The organism is Silvimonas sp. JCM 19000, assembly GCF_054652575.1.
This window is the reverse complement of record NZ_BAAIHC010000001.1, coordinates 1-16,787: the sequence shown is the minus strand read 5'-3', so window position 1 is coordinate 16,787 and position 16,787 is coordinate 1. Positions and strand designations below refer to the sequence as shown.

At 63.4% G+C, this 16,787-nt stretch carries 11 protein-coding genes; 2 read left to right on the top strand and 9 right to left on the bottom strand.

What is annotated here, in order from left to right:
• Positions 1 to 84: 84 nt before the first annotated feature.
• Positions 85 to 1,101 (bottom strand): GTP 3',8-cyclase MoaA, encoded by a 1,017-nt coding sequence (gene moaA / locus ACYQ1A_RS00055; RefSeq protein WP_499359888.1) that lies wholly within the window; start codon positions 1,099 to 1,101, stop codon positions 85 to 87.
• A gap of 316 nt (positions 1,102 to 1,417) precedes the next feature.
• A complete protein-coding gene (locus ACYQ1A_RS00050) occupies positions 1,418 to 2,113 on the bottom strand; it encodes a TetR/AcrR family transcriptional regulator (RefSeq protein ID WP_499359152.1) in 696 nt (231 codons plus the stop codon).
• Between the two features lie 109 nt (positions 2,114 to 2,222).
• Here ACYQ1A_RS00050 and ACYQ1A_RS00045 point away from each other — a divergent pair, with 109 nt between their 5' ends.
• On the top strand, positions 2,223 to 3,356 hold the full coding sequence (locus ACYQ1A_RS00045) for an FAD-dependent oxidoreductase (protein ID WP_499359150.1): 1,134 nt from the start codon (positions 2,223 to 2,225) through the stop codon (positions 3,354 to 3,356).
• A gap of 67 nt (positions 3,357 to 3,423) precedes the next feature.
• On the opposite strand, the gene ACYQ1A_RS00040 is transcribed toward ACYQ1A_RS00045, so the two are convergent.
• Positions 3,424 to 3,867, bottom strand: coding sequence for a bacteriohemerythrin (locus tag ACYQ1A_RS00040; protein WP_499359149.1), 444 nt, complete (start codon positions 3,865 to 3,867; stop codon positions 3,424 to 3,426).
• Positions 3,868 to 4,122: 255 nt separating this feature from the next.
• Between ACYQ1A_RS00040 and ACYQ1A_RS00035 the strand changes: the two genes are divergently transcribed.
• Entirely contained in the window at positions 4,123 to 4,842 is a 720-nt protein-coding gene (locus ACYQ1A_RS00035; protein ID WP_499359147.1) for a PEP-CTERM sorting domain-containing protein, read from the top strand.
• 180 nt (positions 4,843 to 5,022) lie between these two features.
• Here ACYQ1A_RS00035 and ACYQ1A_RS00030 read toward each other — a convergent pair whose 3' ends face one another.
• The 6 genes from ACYQ1A_RS00030 to ACYQ1A_RS00005 are packed head-to-tail and all read right to left on the bottom strand — an operon-like array spanning position 5,023 to position 16,639.
• Positions 5,023 to 8,151: a DUF6519 domain-containing protein gene (locus ACYQ1A_RS00030; protein ID WP_499359145.1), complete on the bottom strand. Its 3,129-nt coding sequence runs from the start codon at positions 8,149 to 8,151 to the stop codon at positions 5,023 to 5,025.
• A 37-nt stretch (positions 8,152 to 8,188) separates the two neighbouring features.
• A complete protein-coding gene (locus ACYQ1A_RS00025; protein WP_499359143.1) occupies positions 8,189 to 10,342 on the bottom strand; it encodes a hypothetical protein in 2,154 nt (717 codons plus the stop codon).
• Complete coding sequence (locus tag ACYQ1A_RS00020; protein ID WP_499359142.1) at positions 10,339 to 13,485, bottom strand: putative baseplate assembly protein; 3,147 nt, start codon at positions 13,483 to 13,485, stop codon at positions 10,339 to 10,341. Before ACYQ1A_RS00020 ends, ACYQ1A_RS00025 begins: the two co-directional genes overlap by 4 nt.
• Positions 13,482 to 15,956, bottom strand: a complete 2,475-nt coding sequence (locus tag ACYQ1A_RS00015) for a putative baseplate assembly protein (RefSeq protein WP_499359140.1) — start codon at positions 15,954 to 15,956, stop codon at positions 13,482 to 13,484. The genes ACYQ1A_RS00020 and ACYQ1A_RS00015 overlap by 4 nt, the downstream gene beginning before the upstream one ends.
• Positions 15,953 to 16,312 (bottom strand): GPW/gp25 family protein, encoded by a 360-nt coding sequence (locus ACYQ1A_RS00010; RefSeq protein ID WP_499359139.1) that lies wholly within the window; start codon positions 16,310 to 16,312, stop codon positions 15,953 to 15,955. Before ACYQ1A_RS00010 ends, ACYQ1A_RS00015 begins: the two co-directional genes overlap by 4 nt.
• 3 nt (positions 16,313 to 16,315) lie before the next feature.
• A complete protein-coding gene (locus tag ACYQ1A_RS00005) occupies positions 16,316 to 16,639 on the bottom strand; it encodes a hypothetical protein (protein WP_499359138.1) in 324 nt (107 codons plus the stop codon).
• Positions 16,640 to 16,787 lie beyond the last annotated feature (148 nt).

Here is a 16,787-nt window from a genome sequence, read left to right as displayed (position 1 = left end):
CAAAGCATTGCGTTACCGCGCCAGAAAACGCGCCGGACGGCGCGCCCGCGCTATCGGGACGATATGGCGCGGCCGCTTGCGCTTTCAGCCGCCGGTTTGCGACATAAAACGCATGACCTGGTGCGGCGCGGCGTTGAAATCATGGTTCTCCGGCTTTAGCGCAATCGCCTGATGGATGGCCGCGTCCAGCTCGGCATCGGACACGTTATCACGCAACAAAGGCGCGAAGTCGAATGTCGCGCTTTGGCCCAGACACAGATACAGCGTGCCCTCCACCCCTAACCGCACCCGATTGCAACTGGCACAAAAGCATTGTGATAACGCGGTGATAAAACCGATCTGGCCTGCGCCATCCGGCGTCATCCAGTAACGCGCCGGGCCTCCCCCCAACTCCTGCGCCACGGCGTGCAGATCGAAGCGACGAATCAGGCGCTCGCGCACCGGCTGCAGGTCAAGAAACTGCGCGCTGCGACCGGTATCGCCCATCGGCATGGCCTCTATCAAACGCAGGACCAGGCGCTGCGCCAGGGCAAACTCAGCCATGCGTTCAATTTCGTGCTCATTCACGCCCTTCATGGCCACCATATTCAACTTGATCGGGGCAAACCCGGCGGCCACCGCGCTATCAATGCCGCGCAGCACGGTATCGAGCGTTGAACGGCCGGTGATGCGGGCGTTACAGGCGCTATCCAGACTATCGAGGCTGATATTGAGCCGATCCACGCCCGCCTGGCGCAAAGCCAGCGCATGGCGCGCCAGTTGCGTGGCATTAGTGGATAAAGACAGGTCATTCAAGCCGGGCAAGGCTTTAAGCCGCGCCGCCAGCTCGGGCAGATTGCGCCGCAGCAGTGGCTCGCCACCGGTCAAACGTACGCGCCCCACACCAAGCCGGACAAAAGCGCCGACCACACGCTCGATCTGTTCGAAACTCAGCCAGTTGGCGGGTTCTTCAAAACCGCTAAAGCCACGCGGCATGCAGTAAGAACAGCGCAGGTCGCAGCGATCCGTGACCGAAACGCGCAAGTAATCGATACGCCGTCCAAATGCATCGGTCAGCGCCGGTGGGCGGATGAGAGCGGGCACGGGGGACGGCCCTGGCATGGCAGGCATGGCTTTGCTCCGGAGTGAGTGACGGGAATGTGACCAGTTGTTGCAGTTCACAGGGTGCGCCGAGCGCACTGGTTTGCCCGGTGCTCAACGATCGCGGTCCCGTTGCCCGTTGCATTACCCACCGCGTCATGGCCGTTGGCCAACGCTGGGCGTAGAAGCGGTCGGGTAAGGCACATATGCCTACCCCTGTGAGCATCTTGCGTGCGCTGATCAGCCGCAGCGCGAATGCAACGATGCTAGGTGGCGGCAGCGGCGCCCGGTATTAGTCAGTGGGGCCGCCGTGGCGCGAAAAACGGTCTAGCGCAGACTAGTCCTTGTGGGCAGGTTGCGCCGCCATGCTGCGTATGCCCGCCAGGATGAGTTCCAGTCCGCTGAGAAAATCGGCGCGGTCGTCGTGGTTGCGCAGCTGCGCTGCCACGCTGCGGGTAAACGGAAATTCGACGGCGTCCAGCTGCGACCAGGTGGTCGCCATTGCATCCAGAAAATGCGTGCGATCGTGCTGTTGCGCCTCGGCCTGCTGGGCGTTGGCCGCGTTCTGGCCGCCCACGCCAAAGATGTAATTGAGCAGCGTGCAAGTCACCACCCAATGCGCCGCGGGCGGCACGCCCATGGCGCTGACCTGCTGGCCCAGCCGTTCCAGAATGCGCACGCCCGGCAGTTGGCCCGGCGCTTGCGCCAGCGCGGAACCCACCCAGGGATGGGCGTCGATGGCGTCAAACAGGCCGGACGCCACTGCACGGATATGCGCGGCCGGATCCGCACCCACCGGCGCGGCATACAGCGTGCGCGCAATCACGCCATCACACGCGGCGGTGAGCAGATCGCTCTTGTTGGCGATATGCCAGTACAGGGCGCCCGCGCCAGTGGCCAGCTGTTCGGCCAGGGCGCGGAAGGTCAGGCCGCTTTCACCGTGCCGATCCAGCAAGTCGATGGCGGCTTCGATGATGCGTTCCCGCGAGAGCGATGCATCGCGTTTGGCGGAGGAGCGTGGGGTTTTTTCCATGGCGCATCTTGACACAACTAGAACAACGTTCCAAGAATAGTAATGGAATGACGTTCCACAACAGCAATGCCGCCTGTGGTGGGCAACGTCGACGCGACAAGGATCAATAATGAGTACTTCCATTGCAATTATCGGCGCCGGCCTCGGCGGCCTGACGCTGGCCCGGGTGCTGCATGTGCACGGTATCGCCAGCACCATCTACGAAGCGGATGCGTCGCCTGAAGCGCGAACCCAGGGCGGCTTGCTCGACATCCATGATTTCAATGGCCAGATCGCGCTCAAGGCGGCCGGTGTGTATGACGCGTTTACCGCAAAAATCCATGCCGGCGGCCAAGCCACGCGCGTGCTGGACGCGCAGGGCACCGTGCTGTTTGAACAGGCCGATGACGGTAGCGGCGGGCGGCCGGAAATCTTGCGCGGGGATTTGCGGCAGATCTTGCTAGATTCCCTGCCCGAGGGTTGCGTGCGCTGGGGCCACAAGCTGGTGGCGATCGAGTCTTTGCCGGGCGGCCGCCATGCGCTGCGTTTTGCGCATGGCGCCAGTGCGACCACCGATTTGCTGGTGGGGGCGGATGGGGCCTGGTCGAAAGTGCGGCCCTTGCTCTCGACCCAGCAGCCGGTGTACTCCGGGCTCACCTTTGTCGAAACCCGGCTGGACGACGTCGAGCAGCGTCATGCTGCCACGGCCGCAGCGGCGGGTCGGGGCTCGCTGTTTGCGCTGGCGCCCGGCAAAGGCATTCTTGCTCATCGTGAGCCGGGCAATATTTTGCACGCCTATATCGCATTGCAGCGACCCGAGTCCTGGTTTACCCAGCTTGCAACAGCGGATGGCCCCGGCGTACGCAACTGGCTCGCCGCCGAATTCAAGGACTGGGCACCGGCGCTGACCGCCTTGATCACCGACAGCGTACACACCCCGGTACTGCGCCCCGCTTACACCCTGCCCGTGCTCCATCGCTGGTCGCGCGTACCCGGCGTGACCTTGCTGGGCGATGCGGCGCATTTGATGGTGCCGTCGGGCGAAGGCGCCAATCTGGCGCTGTACGACGGGGCCGAACTGGCACGGGCGCTGATCGCCAGCCTGGACGATGTAGAAGCCGCGCTGGCCGCCTACGAAAGCGATATGTTCAGCCGCAGTGCCGAAGTTGCGCGCGAGGCGGAAGAACTGGTGCAGGCACTGTTTGGCCCCGATACGCCGCGCAGCCTGGTCGGCATGTTCAGCCAGGCCATGGGCCTGGTCTAAACCAACAGCGGGCTGTGGCGCCAGCGCCGCGCGGTGCCACAGCCGTGCTCGCTGTCTGGCGCCAGCCTTATTGCAGCAAGCGCGCCAGCCAACTGCGTTTGTGCAGGCGCGGTTGCACGCCGCGCGCCAGAAAGAAATCGGTATAGCGTGCGTCGCCTTCCTGGATATGGTGGGTCAGCCAGTTGCGCAAGAAATGCAGCAGCTCAAACGTCACCGCCTGCCCTTCGGCCACGCGCTGCTGAAAGCCATGCAATTGCTCGATCAGCGCTTCGTGCTGGGCTTTATGCGCGTCGTAATCGGGATAGCCCATGATGCGCATCAGGCTTTCTTCCACGGTGAAGTGGATGCGGGTGTAGTCGGCCAGTTGGGTCAAGGTGGCTTCGACCACTTCGCGGCCGTGGTGGCTGCGGATGGCGTCGTGCAAGTCATTCAGCAGACTGACCAGCACTTTGTGCTGCTCGTCGATTTCTTCGATCCCGACCGAGAGGGAGTCGTCCCAGACTATCAGCATGTAGGCAGCCCTAAGAAAATGCCTATTCTGGCATTCATGCCGGTGGCATTTTTTGCGCTGGATCAAAGCGCGTCAGTTTGGTGATGGTCCGTGCTTACGGCCGCCAGCCCAATGCCGACGCGGCTGTAGGTGCAAGCTGGACAAATGTGTAACCAGATGTCGGTTGATACAAAATTACCGCTCGTGTCACAAACATTTCTTTTTTTGTAATCTAAAGTTAGTGGTGCCTCATTACCTTTCCGGAGCACCAAAAACATGCGTCCCCTACTACTAACATTGCTTGCCGCGCTGGCTGCCAGTCCGGCGATGGCCAGCATCAGCGAAGTTTATCAAGGCACCGGCTACACCATTACGCTGACGGCCAGTGACTTCAACACCGACGCCAACTTCACCGACCAGGATCTCAGCACCAATTCATCGGGCTCGCTGGTGCTGACGCACGCAGACTTTAGCGGCAATACCTTCTCCGACAGCGTGCAACTGAGCATCAGCATTGCCGCCGGTTACAGCCTGGTCTCGGCCAGCTATGCCGATATCTCGCTGGATGCCTCGCCCATCGCGGCAACAGCCGAACAACCCACCCTCACCGGTTCGCACACCTATAGCGCAGCGGGCGCGGCCAATGACAACGTCAGTTTTTCGGATAACTCCCTGATCACGACTTATGGCGGCTTTGGCAATACCGTCGGCTCCAGTTATGTACTCGGCGCTAACCTGGTCACAAATGACTGGACCAGCAGCAACGGGATTACCGGGCTGACCTTGAACACCAATTACCTGATTGCCGTGCAGACGCCGGGCCAGGTGTTGACTGACAACACCGGTTATAGCGAATTTGATTTCCTGGTATTACCCACCACGCCAGTGCCGGAGCCCGAAACCTGGGCCTTGATGGGTCTGGGTTGCGTGGGCGTGCTGGCGCGTCTGCGTCGGCGCAAGGCGGCGCAAGCGCCTGATGTGCTGCGCATGGCCTGAGGCATACGCCCACATCAAACGCGCGGGGCCTGCGGGCCTCGCGTTTTTTATGTCGATGCGGGTACGCGGCCAGCGGCAGGGATCGAAGCCTGCACCCTTGCACGCAAGGGACGACTGGCGTCGTGCGTGTACCATTCCGCGACGCTGGCGGCGCTTATTCTGCCACACGCAGCCGCGCGGTCAGGACGTTATATTCAGTGCGCCATTGGCAAACGCTTCCGGGTTATGCCCCACCGCTTGCACACTGATGGAGTACGCGGCCAGGTTGCCCAGATATTTGCCCTGACTGGCCACCACCTGGCCCAGATTGCTACTGAGTGGCTCCAGCAGATTGGTGGTCAGCGCCACGTTCCACGCACAAAACTGGCAGGCGGCTCCGGCAAAGACATTGTCGGTGACGCTCATGCTGCGGAAGGTATCCGCCACCTGATGCGTTTGTTCCAGCACGTGTTTGCTATTGGCCAGAAAATCCGCGCTCAGCGCCATTTGCCAGACGCGGCAATTGCGCAGCCGCAACAGACCGCGCGCCGGCAACCACGAGAGCGAACCCGCACGCATCAGTTTGTCGTATTGGTTGAGCACCTGAGCCATGCTGTTGGCACCACCCACCGTATCGCCATACAACACCACCGAGCCCGCAATGTCGCTATCCGCCAGCAAGACATTGGCTAGCCCATCCAGCAGCGCCAGTGCCACGCCGGCTTGCGAAACAAACACCGCGTAGCGCAGAAAATCCACCGCCTTGATCAGCAACTCAGTGGGGGCTGGCACGCCGAGCGAACTGCGCAAGAACAAGGCGGTGCTCAGCTCGTTCAATGCACCGATCACCTTGAGCGGCACCACCGCATGATCCGCGCGGATGGTCTCGTTAATCTGGCTCTGCAGCGCCGGTGACTGGTTGTTGGCATCCAGTGCGATATCTTGCAGCGGCTTGACCATCTCGGCGGTCACCGGCAGCCACGGTTTGTTATCAGCGACCGTTGCCTTGAACGCTTCCAGCAAAGGCATTTTGCCCAGCATGATATCGATCAACGCGTAGCCGCTGCTTTGCCACGGGCGCAAGTTGCAGCCTTGCACAGTGATCTGCGACGCCCCCGCTACGCTGATCAGGGCACTGGCGCTCGATTTGACGCCGTTTACGCTCACCTGCTCCAGCCGCACCTGGTCGCAATCGACAAAGGTCCACGGCACACCATCGCCACTGCAGCTTGCGTCAAAATCTTCCAGCCCGACCGAGGCGTAGCCGCTAAATTGCATACCCAGCGCATCCATCTGCAATTGCGAGCCCGGGCCAATGCCGTGGATGGCCAGATGGGTTTTGTTATCCCCGGTCAGCGCCACCGGTTTGCTCAGTACATGCAGGCCGGGCAGCAAGCACAGGCAGACATCGCTGCCAGGCTTGCTCAGTTCATTCAGCGCCACCTGCAGATCGCCATATTGCCCGCCTAATCCTACCGTGACGCAGCAGCCGCCGCCGCCACCGCCGCCTTTGGCGCACAGCGCATCGATGGCGGCTTGTACCGTGTTGATTTTGGCGGCGGTCATATCCGGGCATTTAGCCGGGTCATACGCCACTTGGGCCGCGACGGCTAACTGCGCATTAAAGTGGATCTGGTTGTATTTGCCCGCGACGGGCGCGCCCGAGGCCAGCAAGGTGGCGACGCAGGTTTGCGTCAGATTGGCCGAATTGGCCAGCGACCATTGCGTGCTGGCAATGCCGTCGCTATTGGTGGTGGCCGTTGCGGTCAGGCCACCACCAGTCACACTGCCTTCAGTGACACTAAAGCGCACCGCCGCATTCGCCACCGGAAACTGCCCGTTGAACACCGCCACTTCCAGTGGCTTGAGCAGCGGCACCGCCGTGCCGGTATTCAAAGGATCAGGCAAACCGCTCTGGCCATCACCGCCCACATAAAACAGATTGGTCAACTGACTGAGCGCAGGAAACAGCGCGCGGCAATCGTCCAGCCTGGCCCAGGTGCCCGCGGTGCAACTGAACAGCGCCAGCTTGCCAAAGGCGCGCAACGGCCCTTCCGGCAGCTGGAACACGGCGTGCCCGCTGGCGTCCTTGGGCCATTGCACGTCGGAGGTGGCGGTGCGCGCCGGAATGGTCCAGTAATCGCCCACCCGGAAGCCGCCCTCCACCAGCCGCACCTGCACGCCGTTTTCCAGCGCGGTCCAGCCGTCGTTGTACGCGGCCGCCGCCGTCTGCGCTTTCAGCTCGACCAGATCATCCCAGCGCCGTACGCGCGGATTACTGGCAAACAGGCCCTGGTCCAGCGCGCCGGTGGCGCTGGTCAAATCCACGGTAACCACATTGCCCGCCGTACGCGTCACTTTGACCAGGGTGCCGGCCAGGCCGAGCAACTCGTGCGTGTCGTCAAAAAATTCCACCCAGCAGCCAGCGCTGATACTCAGATAAGCATCGCGGCCGATGCTGGCCACTTCAAATTCATTGGCGGTAGGGTCATTCAGCCAGCGCACCACCGTGCTGACGATGCAGCCGTTGTCGCGCGACCACTTGAAGCGTGCCTTGCCCCCGCTGCTGCCATCGTCATGAATTTCCACGCGATACAACTGGTTTTCCAGGCTGCGATAGCCCGCCTCGGGCGTGAGCAGACACAGGTCGGTGCTGGTGGCACCGGGCTCGGCGCGCGCGCCCAGCGTGCCAGCGGGGGCTTTGATCAGCGCGTCCCACGCTGGTAAAGCGCTGGCGCAAGTGGGCGGCGCGGCGCTGGCGCCGAGGCCGAGCAATTTGATTTGCCAAACCAGTTGATCGCGCGTCGCCGAATCGGGCCCGCCCAGCGCCACCTCGCGAATCAGCGGGTCTTCCAGCGCAGTGATATGGCGTAACCAGGCTTCGATATACGCCACATAAACCCCATCCGCCGGTGCGGTGAGTGCGCCGCCGCTGCCGTAATTCTGGATACTGCCCAGCGCGGCGGCGCCTGCCGGCGGCAAGGCCAGATGGTTGCTACTGGCCACGAGGATGGGCGAGACATTGCCAGGCAGGCCGGGCTGCTTGATCAAGGTGGCGGGGGCGCTGTTTTCGCAGAGCAAGCCGTCCAGATAAATACGACCGGGGCTGATACTGATATTGCCGGCGGTGCCGACCAGTTCAAACCCGTCCAGCGCCAGCGGCACCGCCAGCGCGCCCAGGGTATCGCGCGTTTCGGTCTCCAGACGGCGACTTGTAATGGCGTTCTGTTCGTTCCAGTCGGCGTCCAGTTGCACCCGGCCTTGTTGCATCCGCACGCTGCGATAGTGCTGCGCCGGTTGGTCGGTAGAGCGTGTCAGATCAGCTTTCATGGTGTTCGTCCCAAGGCAGAGTGTGGCCCGATTGCAATCAGTTCACGTAGATCACGCCGGCTTCCAGGCCAAAACGCAGATATTCATCCAGCGCCTGGCTCAGATTGGCCTCGCGCTGTGGTTGCTGCAGCAAATTCCACACGCCCATTTCGGCGCCATCCTCCGCCCCGGTACGGATCTCGGATGCGGTGGCCAGCCGCAACTGCGTATAGGCGGCATGTCCATAACTGGTTGAAGTGAACGCGGGCGTAACGCGGATGCTTTCCACCAGCGCGGCGGCATTGCTCAGGCCTTGCTTGACCAGATCGGGCTGGCAGCGATAGCGGCTGGGTGTTTTGGAGCCGAGCGGGATATAGCAGAAACGCACGCAGCCATCCTGCTTGCGCAAGATATCCAGCGTGTCGGTAAACAGACTGTTGCCCGCCGCCAGTTGCGTGGCCACGGTGGTGCCAAACACGGTGCAGCGGTCCAGGCTGAGCGCGGTATCGGGCAGCGCAAAAGCCACCCCGCCCAGGCCATCGATGATCGAGTAACTGGCGCTCACCCCACCCAGCGCTTTATTGGCCTGGATGGCACCACAAATGCAGGCGTTGAGCGTGATCTGCACATTGCTGCCGCTGCTGCCGCCATGGCTGATGCCGCCGCGCCCGGGTACCAGCGTGCAATGGCGCAAGTCGATCTGGTCGAGTGCACCTTCCAGCGTGAGTTTGCCGTCCAGCAAAATGCCCGACAGCGTCAGATGGGTACTGGCATTGCCTTTCAGTTTCCAGTCGCCATACAGCACCGGACGCCGCCCGTTGTCGGCTTCGATCGCCAGCCAGGTATCGGGTATGTCCAGGTCGGGCGTCAGCGCCTCGGTATGATCGACCGCGTCGTCGTGCAGATAAATCAGCGTGCGGCTGCCACTGGCCAGCGCGGTCAGGGCGGCGCTCAGGCTGGCGTGATCGCCCGGCACATGCCACACCACCTGAAAGCGGGCAGGATCAAGCAAGCCCAGCGTCGCATCGTCTTCGCCCACCCCGGGGCGACGGTCATACGGCCCGGCACCGACATCGCCAGGAAAACCATAGGCGTACGACACTTCAATCCGGGTCGCACTTTTGCCACTGGGCAAAGCCACGCGGCCCAGCACCGGGTCAAAGCCAATGGCAAACTGCCCCGCCGCCACTGCGGCCGCTTCCGGAAATTGCTGCGTGCTGCCATCAGCCCGCGTCACCGTCAGTTGCGCGGGCGGCCGCTGCCAATCATCCGGATCGGCGGAACTGGCTTTGCTGAGCAAGGCCAGGTCGCACACCACCAGCCATTCTGCCGGCACTTCCACCCCATCGCGCCAGATGCGCAGCACCGGCTGTTCTGGATCAAAGTAGCTGCGCGTCAGCGTTTGCCCATCGGCCAACGCCTGGCGCAAGGCCGTCAGCTCGGCATGCAGCACCCGGCGCGACAAGGGCTCGGGCACGCTCACCGGCTGAGCCAGCTGCGTGATATTGGCCTCGGTTTGCGGCCGGTTATAGAGCTGGCCTTGCGCTACGGTGGCGTTGTCGGCCGGGCCGTAGCGCAGGGCATCAAAGTAATAGCGCCCGGCAGCGCCCACCGCTGGCGCTGCGGCAATCCGTTGCAGCGCATAGGCCTGCAGGCGCCACAAATACAGGCCGATATTGGGCAAGTTGTAACGCCCGGCCGAAAGCGGCCGCACCTCGACACTATGTGCCGCCGAGTCAAACGGCCCGTCGATGCGTTCCAGTGGCAGCGCATTGCGGATATCGGGCGTGCGCAGATTTTGCAAGCGGGTGTGATTCAGATATTGCGTGGTGCCCAACAGCTGAAAAAACTCCACCGCCCGCGCGCGCCAGCCGGTGCAATCAAAGGCCAGTTCTTCCAGCACCGGCACCGTGCCTTTGCGCCGCCGCAAACGCAGCGTGTTGGCCACCAGCGCGCGCTGGCCAAAGCTGTGCGTGCCACTGACCGCGTACAGCCCGCGCACGCCGAGCAAGTCGCCGATATAGGGAATCAGCCAATCGTCGCAAGTCTCGATAAACCAGTTGTCGTAGAGCCGCGCAATGTCCTGGTCCAGCAAATCGCCTTGCGCCGCGATGATGTCGAGCAAGGCACGCAAAGGCCCGCCCATGGCCGCATCGCGTTCGGCATAAAACGCCGGCAGGCGCGCAAACAGAAAATCGGCATCGATCGTCATACGCTCAGCTCCGTCAACACGATGTCGGTGGGGTCAATCAACAGCAATTGCGCGGCGACGATCGCATCGCCTTCACGATGTGCGCCGCGGGCGCGCAAACGGCCATCCGGCCCGGCCACGCTGGTGCTGCCCTGGCGCAGGCTGTTCAGATCAATCCGCTGCACCCCGGTCACGTTCTGCATCGCCGCAACCACTTCGCTGCCACTCAAGGATTGGCCGTAACTGCGTGCGGCAAAACCGAACTGCGTTTGCAAGGCGGTTTTGATCGCGGCCAGTACCGCGGCGCTGTCGTAATCGGCTAGCACGCGCACACCGGCACTCAAGCCAAACGGCAATTGCGTGCCAGGGGCCACCCGCAAAGCCTGGCCCGCTGGCCGCACCGCATCGATGGCGGCGGTCAGGTTCAGATACAGCGCCGAATCGGCCGCAATATCAGCGCCGTCGCTGCCCATCACCGTCAGATGCACCAGGCGGCCTTCGCCATTCCACAGCCACACGGCTTGCGCCTTGCCTATGCCGGCAAAGGCGGCGGCAAAATTCTCGAAGTCGGTCAGCGACACGATGCGATCCAGCGCCAGCACCGTCAACGGCGCATTGGCGCGGGCTTGTTCGCCTTGTTCCGGATCGGTGCCGCCGCTGGCCGCAATCGGGTTGACCACACCCTTGACGCCAAGCGCCCGGCTTAACAGCAGATTGATCTGGCCAGGCTTGAGATTGCCTGGCGTACCGATGCCGACGCGGTAAGTGGCCTGCACATTCATCTGGCCACTGGGCAAACGGCTACCGTGGACGCCGTCGCCAAACTGCAAAGTAACGGCCCCGTCGTCACCACGCCGCACCAGATAAGCGCGATCAGTGGGGCTTAGCTCGCCCAGATGCGCGGCCTCGTGCCAGAGCAAATCATCCACCCGTACTTGCAGGCTGCTGGCGATGCCGGCGGCGGTGCTGGCCGAGATATAAGTCAGCGGTGCCTGGCGCAGATTAAAGCGCTGGAAGGCACTGCCGCCATCGCCGCTACCCACCACTTCGGGCTGGATTTGCATCTGTTTGCTGTCGCCGTGGCTGGCGGGCGCCACATTGGCATTGATGCTCACGCTGAGCGGCAGATAGGCATAGAGCAGATCGGCCGCCAACGTCAGTTGCGTTACGCCATTGGCCACAGCCACGCTTTGCAGTTGCTGAACTTCGCTGGCGGCCGTCAGCGCCACGTCGGCCACCTGGCCATCGGCAAAAGTTAGCGTGGCAGAGACGCCATCGCGCTTGAACTCCACCGCCGCCAAGGCATCGCCGGCCAGCAAGCGCGTACGCGCAGCGGTGTTGCCCGGTGCAGCGCTCAAGGTCTGGCCGCTGATGGCCAACCACGCCCCCGCGGCCAGATCCGCTTGCAGACTTTGCAGCTTGAGCACATGCCCGCGCACCAGCCCCGACAGCGGTTGCTGCGCCCACGGCAAGGGCACTGATTCGCCAAACACGGCGGTATCGCGGATGCGGTTGTTGAACACCGCGTCCAGGTTTTCCCCGCTCAACGTCAGCCGACTGGTTTTGCTGCTCAGCGTAAACGCGGTGCGCGCCGATTCGGCGTTTTCAACAATCTGATACAGCTCCTGGTACTCCGGCACGGCCAGCACGGCCCAACTGCCCGGCACCCATTTGGGATAGCTGGCGTCCAGATGCACCGAGTGCACATCGCTGGGGTACAAGCGGTTGGCCGGAATCACCGCGCGCGCGGTCAGCGGGCCGGACCATTCCAGCACCAGCGTGCTGGGGCCGCCACCCTGAAAGTACTCGACCACAATCGGCACCTTCTGCCCCGCGCTCAGATTATTGGCGGTGCCGCTATAGGTAATCGGCGATTGCGACTGCCACGCGTTGACCAGCAAGCTGCCGTTGACCCACAGGCGCACACCATCATCCGAGGTCACAAAAAACATGAAACTACCGCCGTGCGGCATCTGCACCCAGCCGGTCCAGCGCGCGCTGAAATTGCTGGCTGGCACGCCACTCGGCCACGGCAAGGCGGGCGTAGCGCCGGTATTGAAATTGAGCTGTGCATCTACGCGCGCAAACAGCTGCGTCTGGAAATGCGTCACGCCGTCGTCCGAGTAATACGTGCCCTGCAAGCCGGTGCCCGCCGCCGTGGTATCGCCGGGCGGATCCGAGATTTCGCCGAGGCTGAAGCCGGGCCATTGCGGATGTTCGGCTATCGGCACATTGGGGGCCGGCGTGCCGGCGGGCGCGGTATCGATGCCCAGGTAGGTGGCGCGCAGGCTGGCTGGCATGGCACGCCAGTCGGGCGCGCTCTGGCCAAACAGCGCGGCGCGCGTGCGCAAGGCGTAGCAACGCGGGTTGGTATGCGCCGGTTCCACATGCGGCGTGACCGAGCCTAACGGTCGATCCAGCATCACTACCGAATACCCCGCCAACGGATCAGCCGAGGCCACGGCGGGCGGCACCACTTTTACGCTGCTCACGCGCCGGATATCCCAGTTTTCGCTGCCGGCGTTGTTCAGGCGCTCGTCCCCCACAATCAGCACCATATCGCCGCGCGCCAGGCCGGTGTTTTGCCCTTGCAGATACAGCGTGCTGCCGCCCCATTGCGGCAAGGCGTCCTGCCATGCCTGCACCGCCAGCGCATTCCACGCGGCATACGCTTGCAACGGCGCCAGCGTCTCGAACACCTGCGCTTGCTGATCTTGCTCGGGCACGCTTTGCGCCTTGGTGCCAGCGTCGATGCGGGTGCTTGCTGGCGCGCCCGGTGCGGTTTCCAGCGTAAAGGCCAGATAGGTGGATGCCGCCACGCCAGGGCGCAGTTCGTAGCCTATCTCGCGGCCCAGTTCCAGCACCGAGCGGCGCTCGGTGGCGGTGCGCAAAAAGCCCTCGTTGATGATGCGTTCCTGATAAAAACTCAGCACATCCAGCACCGCCGCCCACGCGCCGAGCAGCGCCAGCGCCGGGTCATCACTGGCGCGCGTGCTCAAGCCTTGCAAGGCCGCCGGGCCGCTGAGTTGGGCGCGCTGGCTGGCCAGAAAGCGCCCCTGGGTGCCCACGCGATACAGCAGCGCGGTCTGGCCCGGTGGGTTGAGCTCATCAACGGGCGTCAGCGCCTTCACGCCACTGCAGCAACCACAATCGGTATCGCTCACAGGCCACCTCGCATATCCAGCGTCAGCCGACCGTTTTCGGGAAAGTTGGGGTCGTTATCCAGCCGCAAGACTTCCAGCGGCTCCACCAGAATCTGCCCCGCCGCAATCTCGCCCGCCGCCACCTTGCCCCAGCGCTGGAACTTGAGCACGCTGATCGACGCCACCCCGGTCACCGCCTGCACGCTGGCCAACAAGGCGGACAAAGCCAGCGCCTGGCCAAAGCTGAAGCGATCCGGATCAAAAAAGCCGGGCTGATTGCGATCATCCAGCCCGGTGCCCAGGCGCTTGAGGATGGTGGCTTTGACCGAGGCGGCAAAGTAGCCCGGCAACACGCAAATCTGCAGCGAAATATCCAGCGGCACGTAGACCGGATCACGCAGATCAAGGTCATAGCCCGCCAGGCGAAACCCTTCCAGAAACGCCAGCAGATCGGTCCGAAACGTCTCATCCAGGGCCACACCGCCCACGCGGTCGACGCTGATAAACACCGTGTACCAGCTGCCCGTCCAGCGCAGGCGGGCGGCGGCGCGTTGGACTTGCGGATGTTGCTCGGCGGCGCGGGCGTAATCGTCTGTGGTGACCGCGCGCTGCTGGGTGCGGAATGCTTCGGGCGCGTACAACTTGATGGCATCGGCGCTCTCGGCTTCGGTGCCGCCGCTGGCCGCCAGCGGATTACGCACTGCATGCACATACGGCACCAGCGCGGCGTTATCGCTGACCAGGCGGGTGATGCTGTCGGCGCCCACGTTGCCCGGCATGCCGCCGCCGAGGCGATAGCTGGCCAGCAAGCGCAGACCGCTGGCGGGCAACTGGCCATTGCGGCCATCACCAAAGCGCAACCAGGCGGTGCCATCGGCTTCGGTTTCCAGCACAAATTGCTGGGCAAAGCGGTCGCTGCCGAGCAGATCCAGTTGCGGCACCCACGGCAGCGCGCCGGGCGCGGCCTGGTCGCCCGCGCTGGCCGCATCATCGGCCCGCAATTCCATGCCAGCAGGCAGCGCGCTACGCGGATCTTGCTGCAAGGCGCGGGCGGCGGACCAACCTGCGGCCAGTGCGCTGGCCTGGCTATACGGCTCGGCCCAGGCAATGCCGGTTTCTTGCAAACGCGGGCGGTAACGGCCGCTTACGGGCACCGCGTCGGGCACCAGCGCCTGCCATGCTTGCGTCATGCCGTGGTCAGCCAGCACCACATTGCCACGCGCGACGGCGATGGTGCGCACATCGGTGGCGCCGCCCTCGGCAAACTCGGCGCGTACGCACAAGGGGAATGCCAGCGCATCGTCGCTATGCCAACTCACCAGCAGCAATTGCTGCCCCCCCAGCGGGTCCGCGCCCACCTCCACCCGGGTTAACCGCACCGCGCAGCGATGCGAGGGATCGGCGTCGGCAGCGATCCCGGTGGTGGGGCTGCAGATTTCTTCAAGTACCAGCACCATGCCCGGCGCCAACGCCAGTTTGGTCGGCGGCGGCGTAGCCGGCGCAGGCACTGCCACCTGCACCAGCGCGGCGCTGGTGCTGCCCTTGGCCAGGCAGAAATGCGGATCGCCCCAGTCGTGAATTTCAATGCGGCTCTGTGCGGTTTGCAGCTTGATCGCTTCCAGCGTTTCGAACACCTGGGTGCTGCCATCCGGCAAGCTTTCGAGCGCTTTGCGCGCAACAAAGGCGGCGCTGCTGTCCCCGCGCGACAACAAGGGGGTGCCGGCGGGCAGGCTCAGGCCATCGGCGTTATTGGCAATATCAAAGGTGACAAACACGCGGCTGTTGCAGCCTTCGTGCACGCCGTAATCCAGCAAGCGCGCATGGCGGCGCAGCGAGGTACGGCGGCGCGCAGTGCCCAGATAGGCTTCGGTGCCGACGGCATCCTGGGCATAGCTGAGCTGATCGCCGACGTGCGCCAGCATTTCCACCAGCGCAACGGTGAAATCGGCTGGATGCGTTTCGTTAAAACCGGGAATCAACTGGCCCATGCGATCCAGCATCAGGCGGCGGAAACTTCCGTAATCCTTGGCCAGGTAATCCAGCAACGGCTCGGGCGGCACCACCGGGCTGCAGACGTGGTCGCTGGTGCAATCAAATTCGTTGGGGCATTGCACCTTGAAGCTGAAGCGGATGCTGGACAGCAGCGGATCAAACGGTGGGGTAAAGCCCGCGGGCACGTCATCGGGCGCGGCTGGGTCTTGCAGGACGAACTGATACCACGAATAGTCACCGGCCTTGTCGACCGTTACTTTCAATTCGTTGCCGGTTACTTTGACATCGATGACCTTGATGCCACTGATGCGCACACCGCCATCGATGCGGCAATGCGCTTTGCTTAGATCAGGTGACGCCGGGTAGACCAGCACCACTTTGAGCACGGTCTGATCAGCGCTCGTCACTTCAAGGTAATCAATGCCGGTGAGCGTGGGCGACGGCAGGTCCTTGAGCAGCTGCAGACGCGTGCCATGGTCGGGGCGGAATTCGCGTTTCATGCCAGCTCCCTCGCATAGCGTGCCAGTTGCCGATCGCGGTCTATGCGGGTGATGTATTGCACGGTGACGTTGAGGGTGGCGTCGTCGCATTGCACGCTGACGGCTTCGACCTCGATCAGCTCGCCCAGCCATTGTTGCAGCGCGCCTTGCACGGTCATCTGCACGGCAGCGCTGAGGGCGTCATTGTTGGGGGCGAAGGTCAGTTGCAGCAGGCCGCAGCCAAAGTCAGGGCGGTTGACGCGTTCGCCGGGCACGGTAAACAGCACTTGTTCGATCATGTCGCGGATGTGGTCGTCGCCAAAGACTTCGGCGGAGCGGCCGCGAGTGTCGATGCGAAATGGAAAGGCGAGCGACATGGTTCAGGTTCCTGTAACGCGCATTTGCGCGACCACGGGCATCAGCGGCGTGCCGGTGGGGGTGCAGAGCGAGGTGCCGCTGAACAGCAGCACGGGTTGGCCCCCGGCCAGCACGCGGGTTGCGCCGACCAGCCATTGCGCGGTGACGCAGGGGCCGTTGCCAGCGGGCGGCGGCGGCATGGCGCAGCCCGCCACCACCCATGGTGCGGTGAGCGTGGTCACCGGCTGGCCCGAGACGGTAACGCGCGGGAATGGCGAGGTGGGGGTGGCCTGGCCGCCGTGGGCGCAGAGGACGGTGGCGCCGGTGTGGAGGATGAAGCCGGGCATGATGTGTCCTTTTTTTGTGGTGCTGGGAGAGCTTGACCGCTTGTGCTTGCGGCGGATGTTTTGGTGTTCGACTTTGCCTGACCTGAAACCCTTAACCGCTTGAGCCTGCGGCGCATGTTTTGATGTTCAGCTTGCGCTGAACAAACCC

Coding starts and splice junctions, on each gene's coding strand:
- moaA (WP_499359888.1), bottom strand. CDS start 1,101: ATGCCAGGGCCGTCCCCCGTGCCCGCTCTCATCCGCCCACCGGCGCTG.
- ACYQ1A_RS00050 (WP_499359152.1), bottom strand. CDS start 2,113: ATGGAAAAAACCCCACGCTCCTCCGCCAAACGCGATGCATCGCTCTCG.
- ACYQ1A_RS00045 (WP_499359150.1), top strand. CDS start 2,223: ATGAGTACTTCCATTGCAATTATCGGCGCCGGCCTCGGCGGCCTGACG.
- ACYQ1A_RS00040 (WP_499359149.1), bottom strand. CDS start 3,867: ATGCTGATAGTCTGGGACGACTCCCTCTCGGTCGGGATCGAAGAAATC.
- ACYQ1A_RS00035 (WP_499359147.1), top strand. CDS start 4,123: ATGCGTCCCCTACTACTAACATTGCTTGCCGCGCTGGCTGCCAGTCCG.
- ACYQ1A_RS00030 (WP_499359145.1), bottom strand. CDS start 8,151: ATGAAAGCTGATCTGACACGCTCTACCGACCAACCGGCGCAGCACTAT.
- ACYQ1A_RS00025 (WP_499359143.1), bottom strand. CDS start 10,342: ATGACGATCGATGCCGATTTTCTGTTTGCGCGCCTGCCGGCGTTTTAT.
- ACYQ1A_RS00015 (WP_499359140.1), bottom strand. CDS start 15,956: ATGAAACGCGAATTCCGCCCCGACCATGGCACGCGTCTGCAGCTGCTC.
- ACYQ1A_RS00010 (WP_499359139.1), bottom strand. CDS start 16,312: ATGTCGCTCGCCTTTCCATTTCGCATCGACACTCGCGGCCGCTCCGCC.
- ACYQ1A_RS00005 (WP_499359138.1), bottom strand. CDS start 16,639: ATGCCCGGCTTCATCCTCCACACCGGCGCCACCGTCCTCTGCGCCCAC.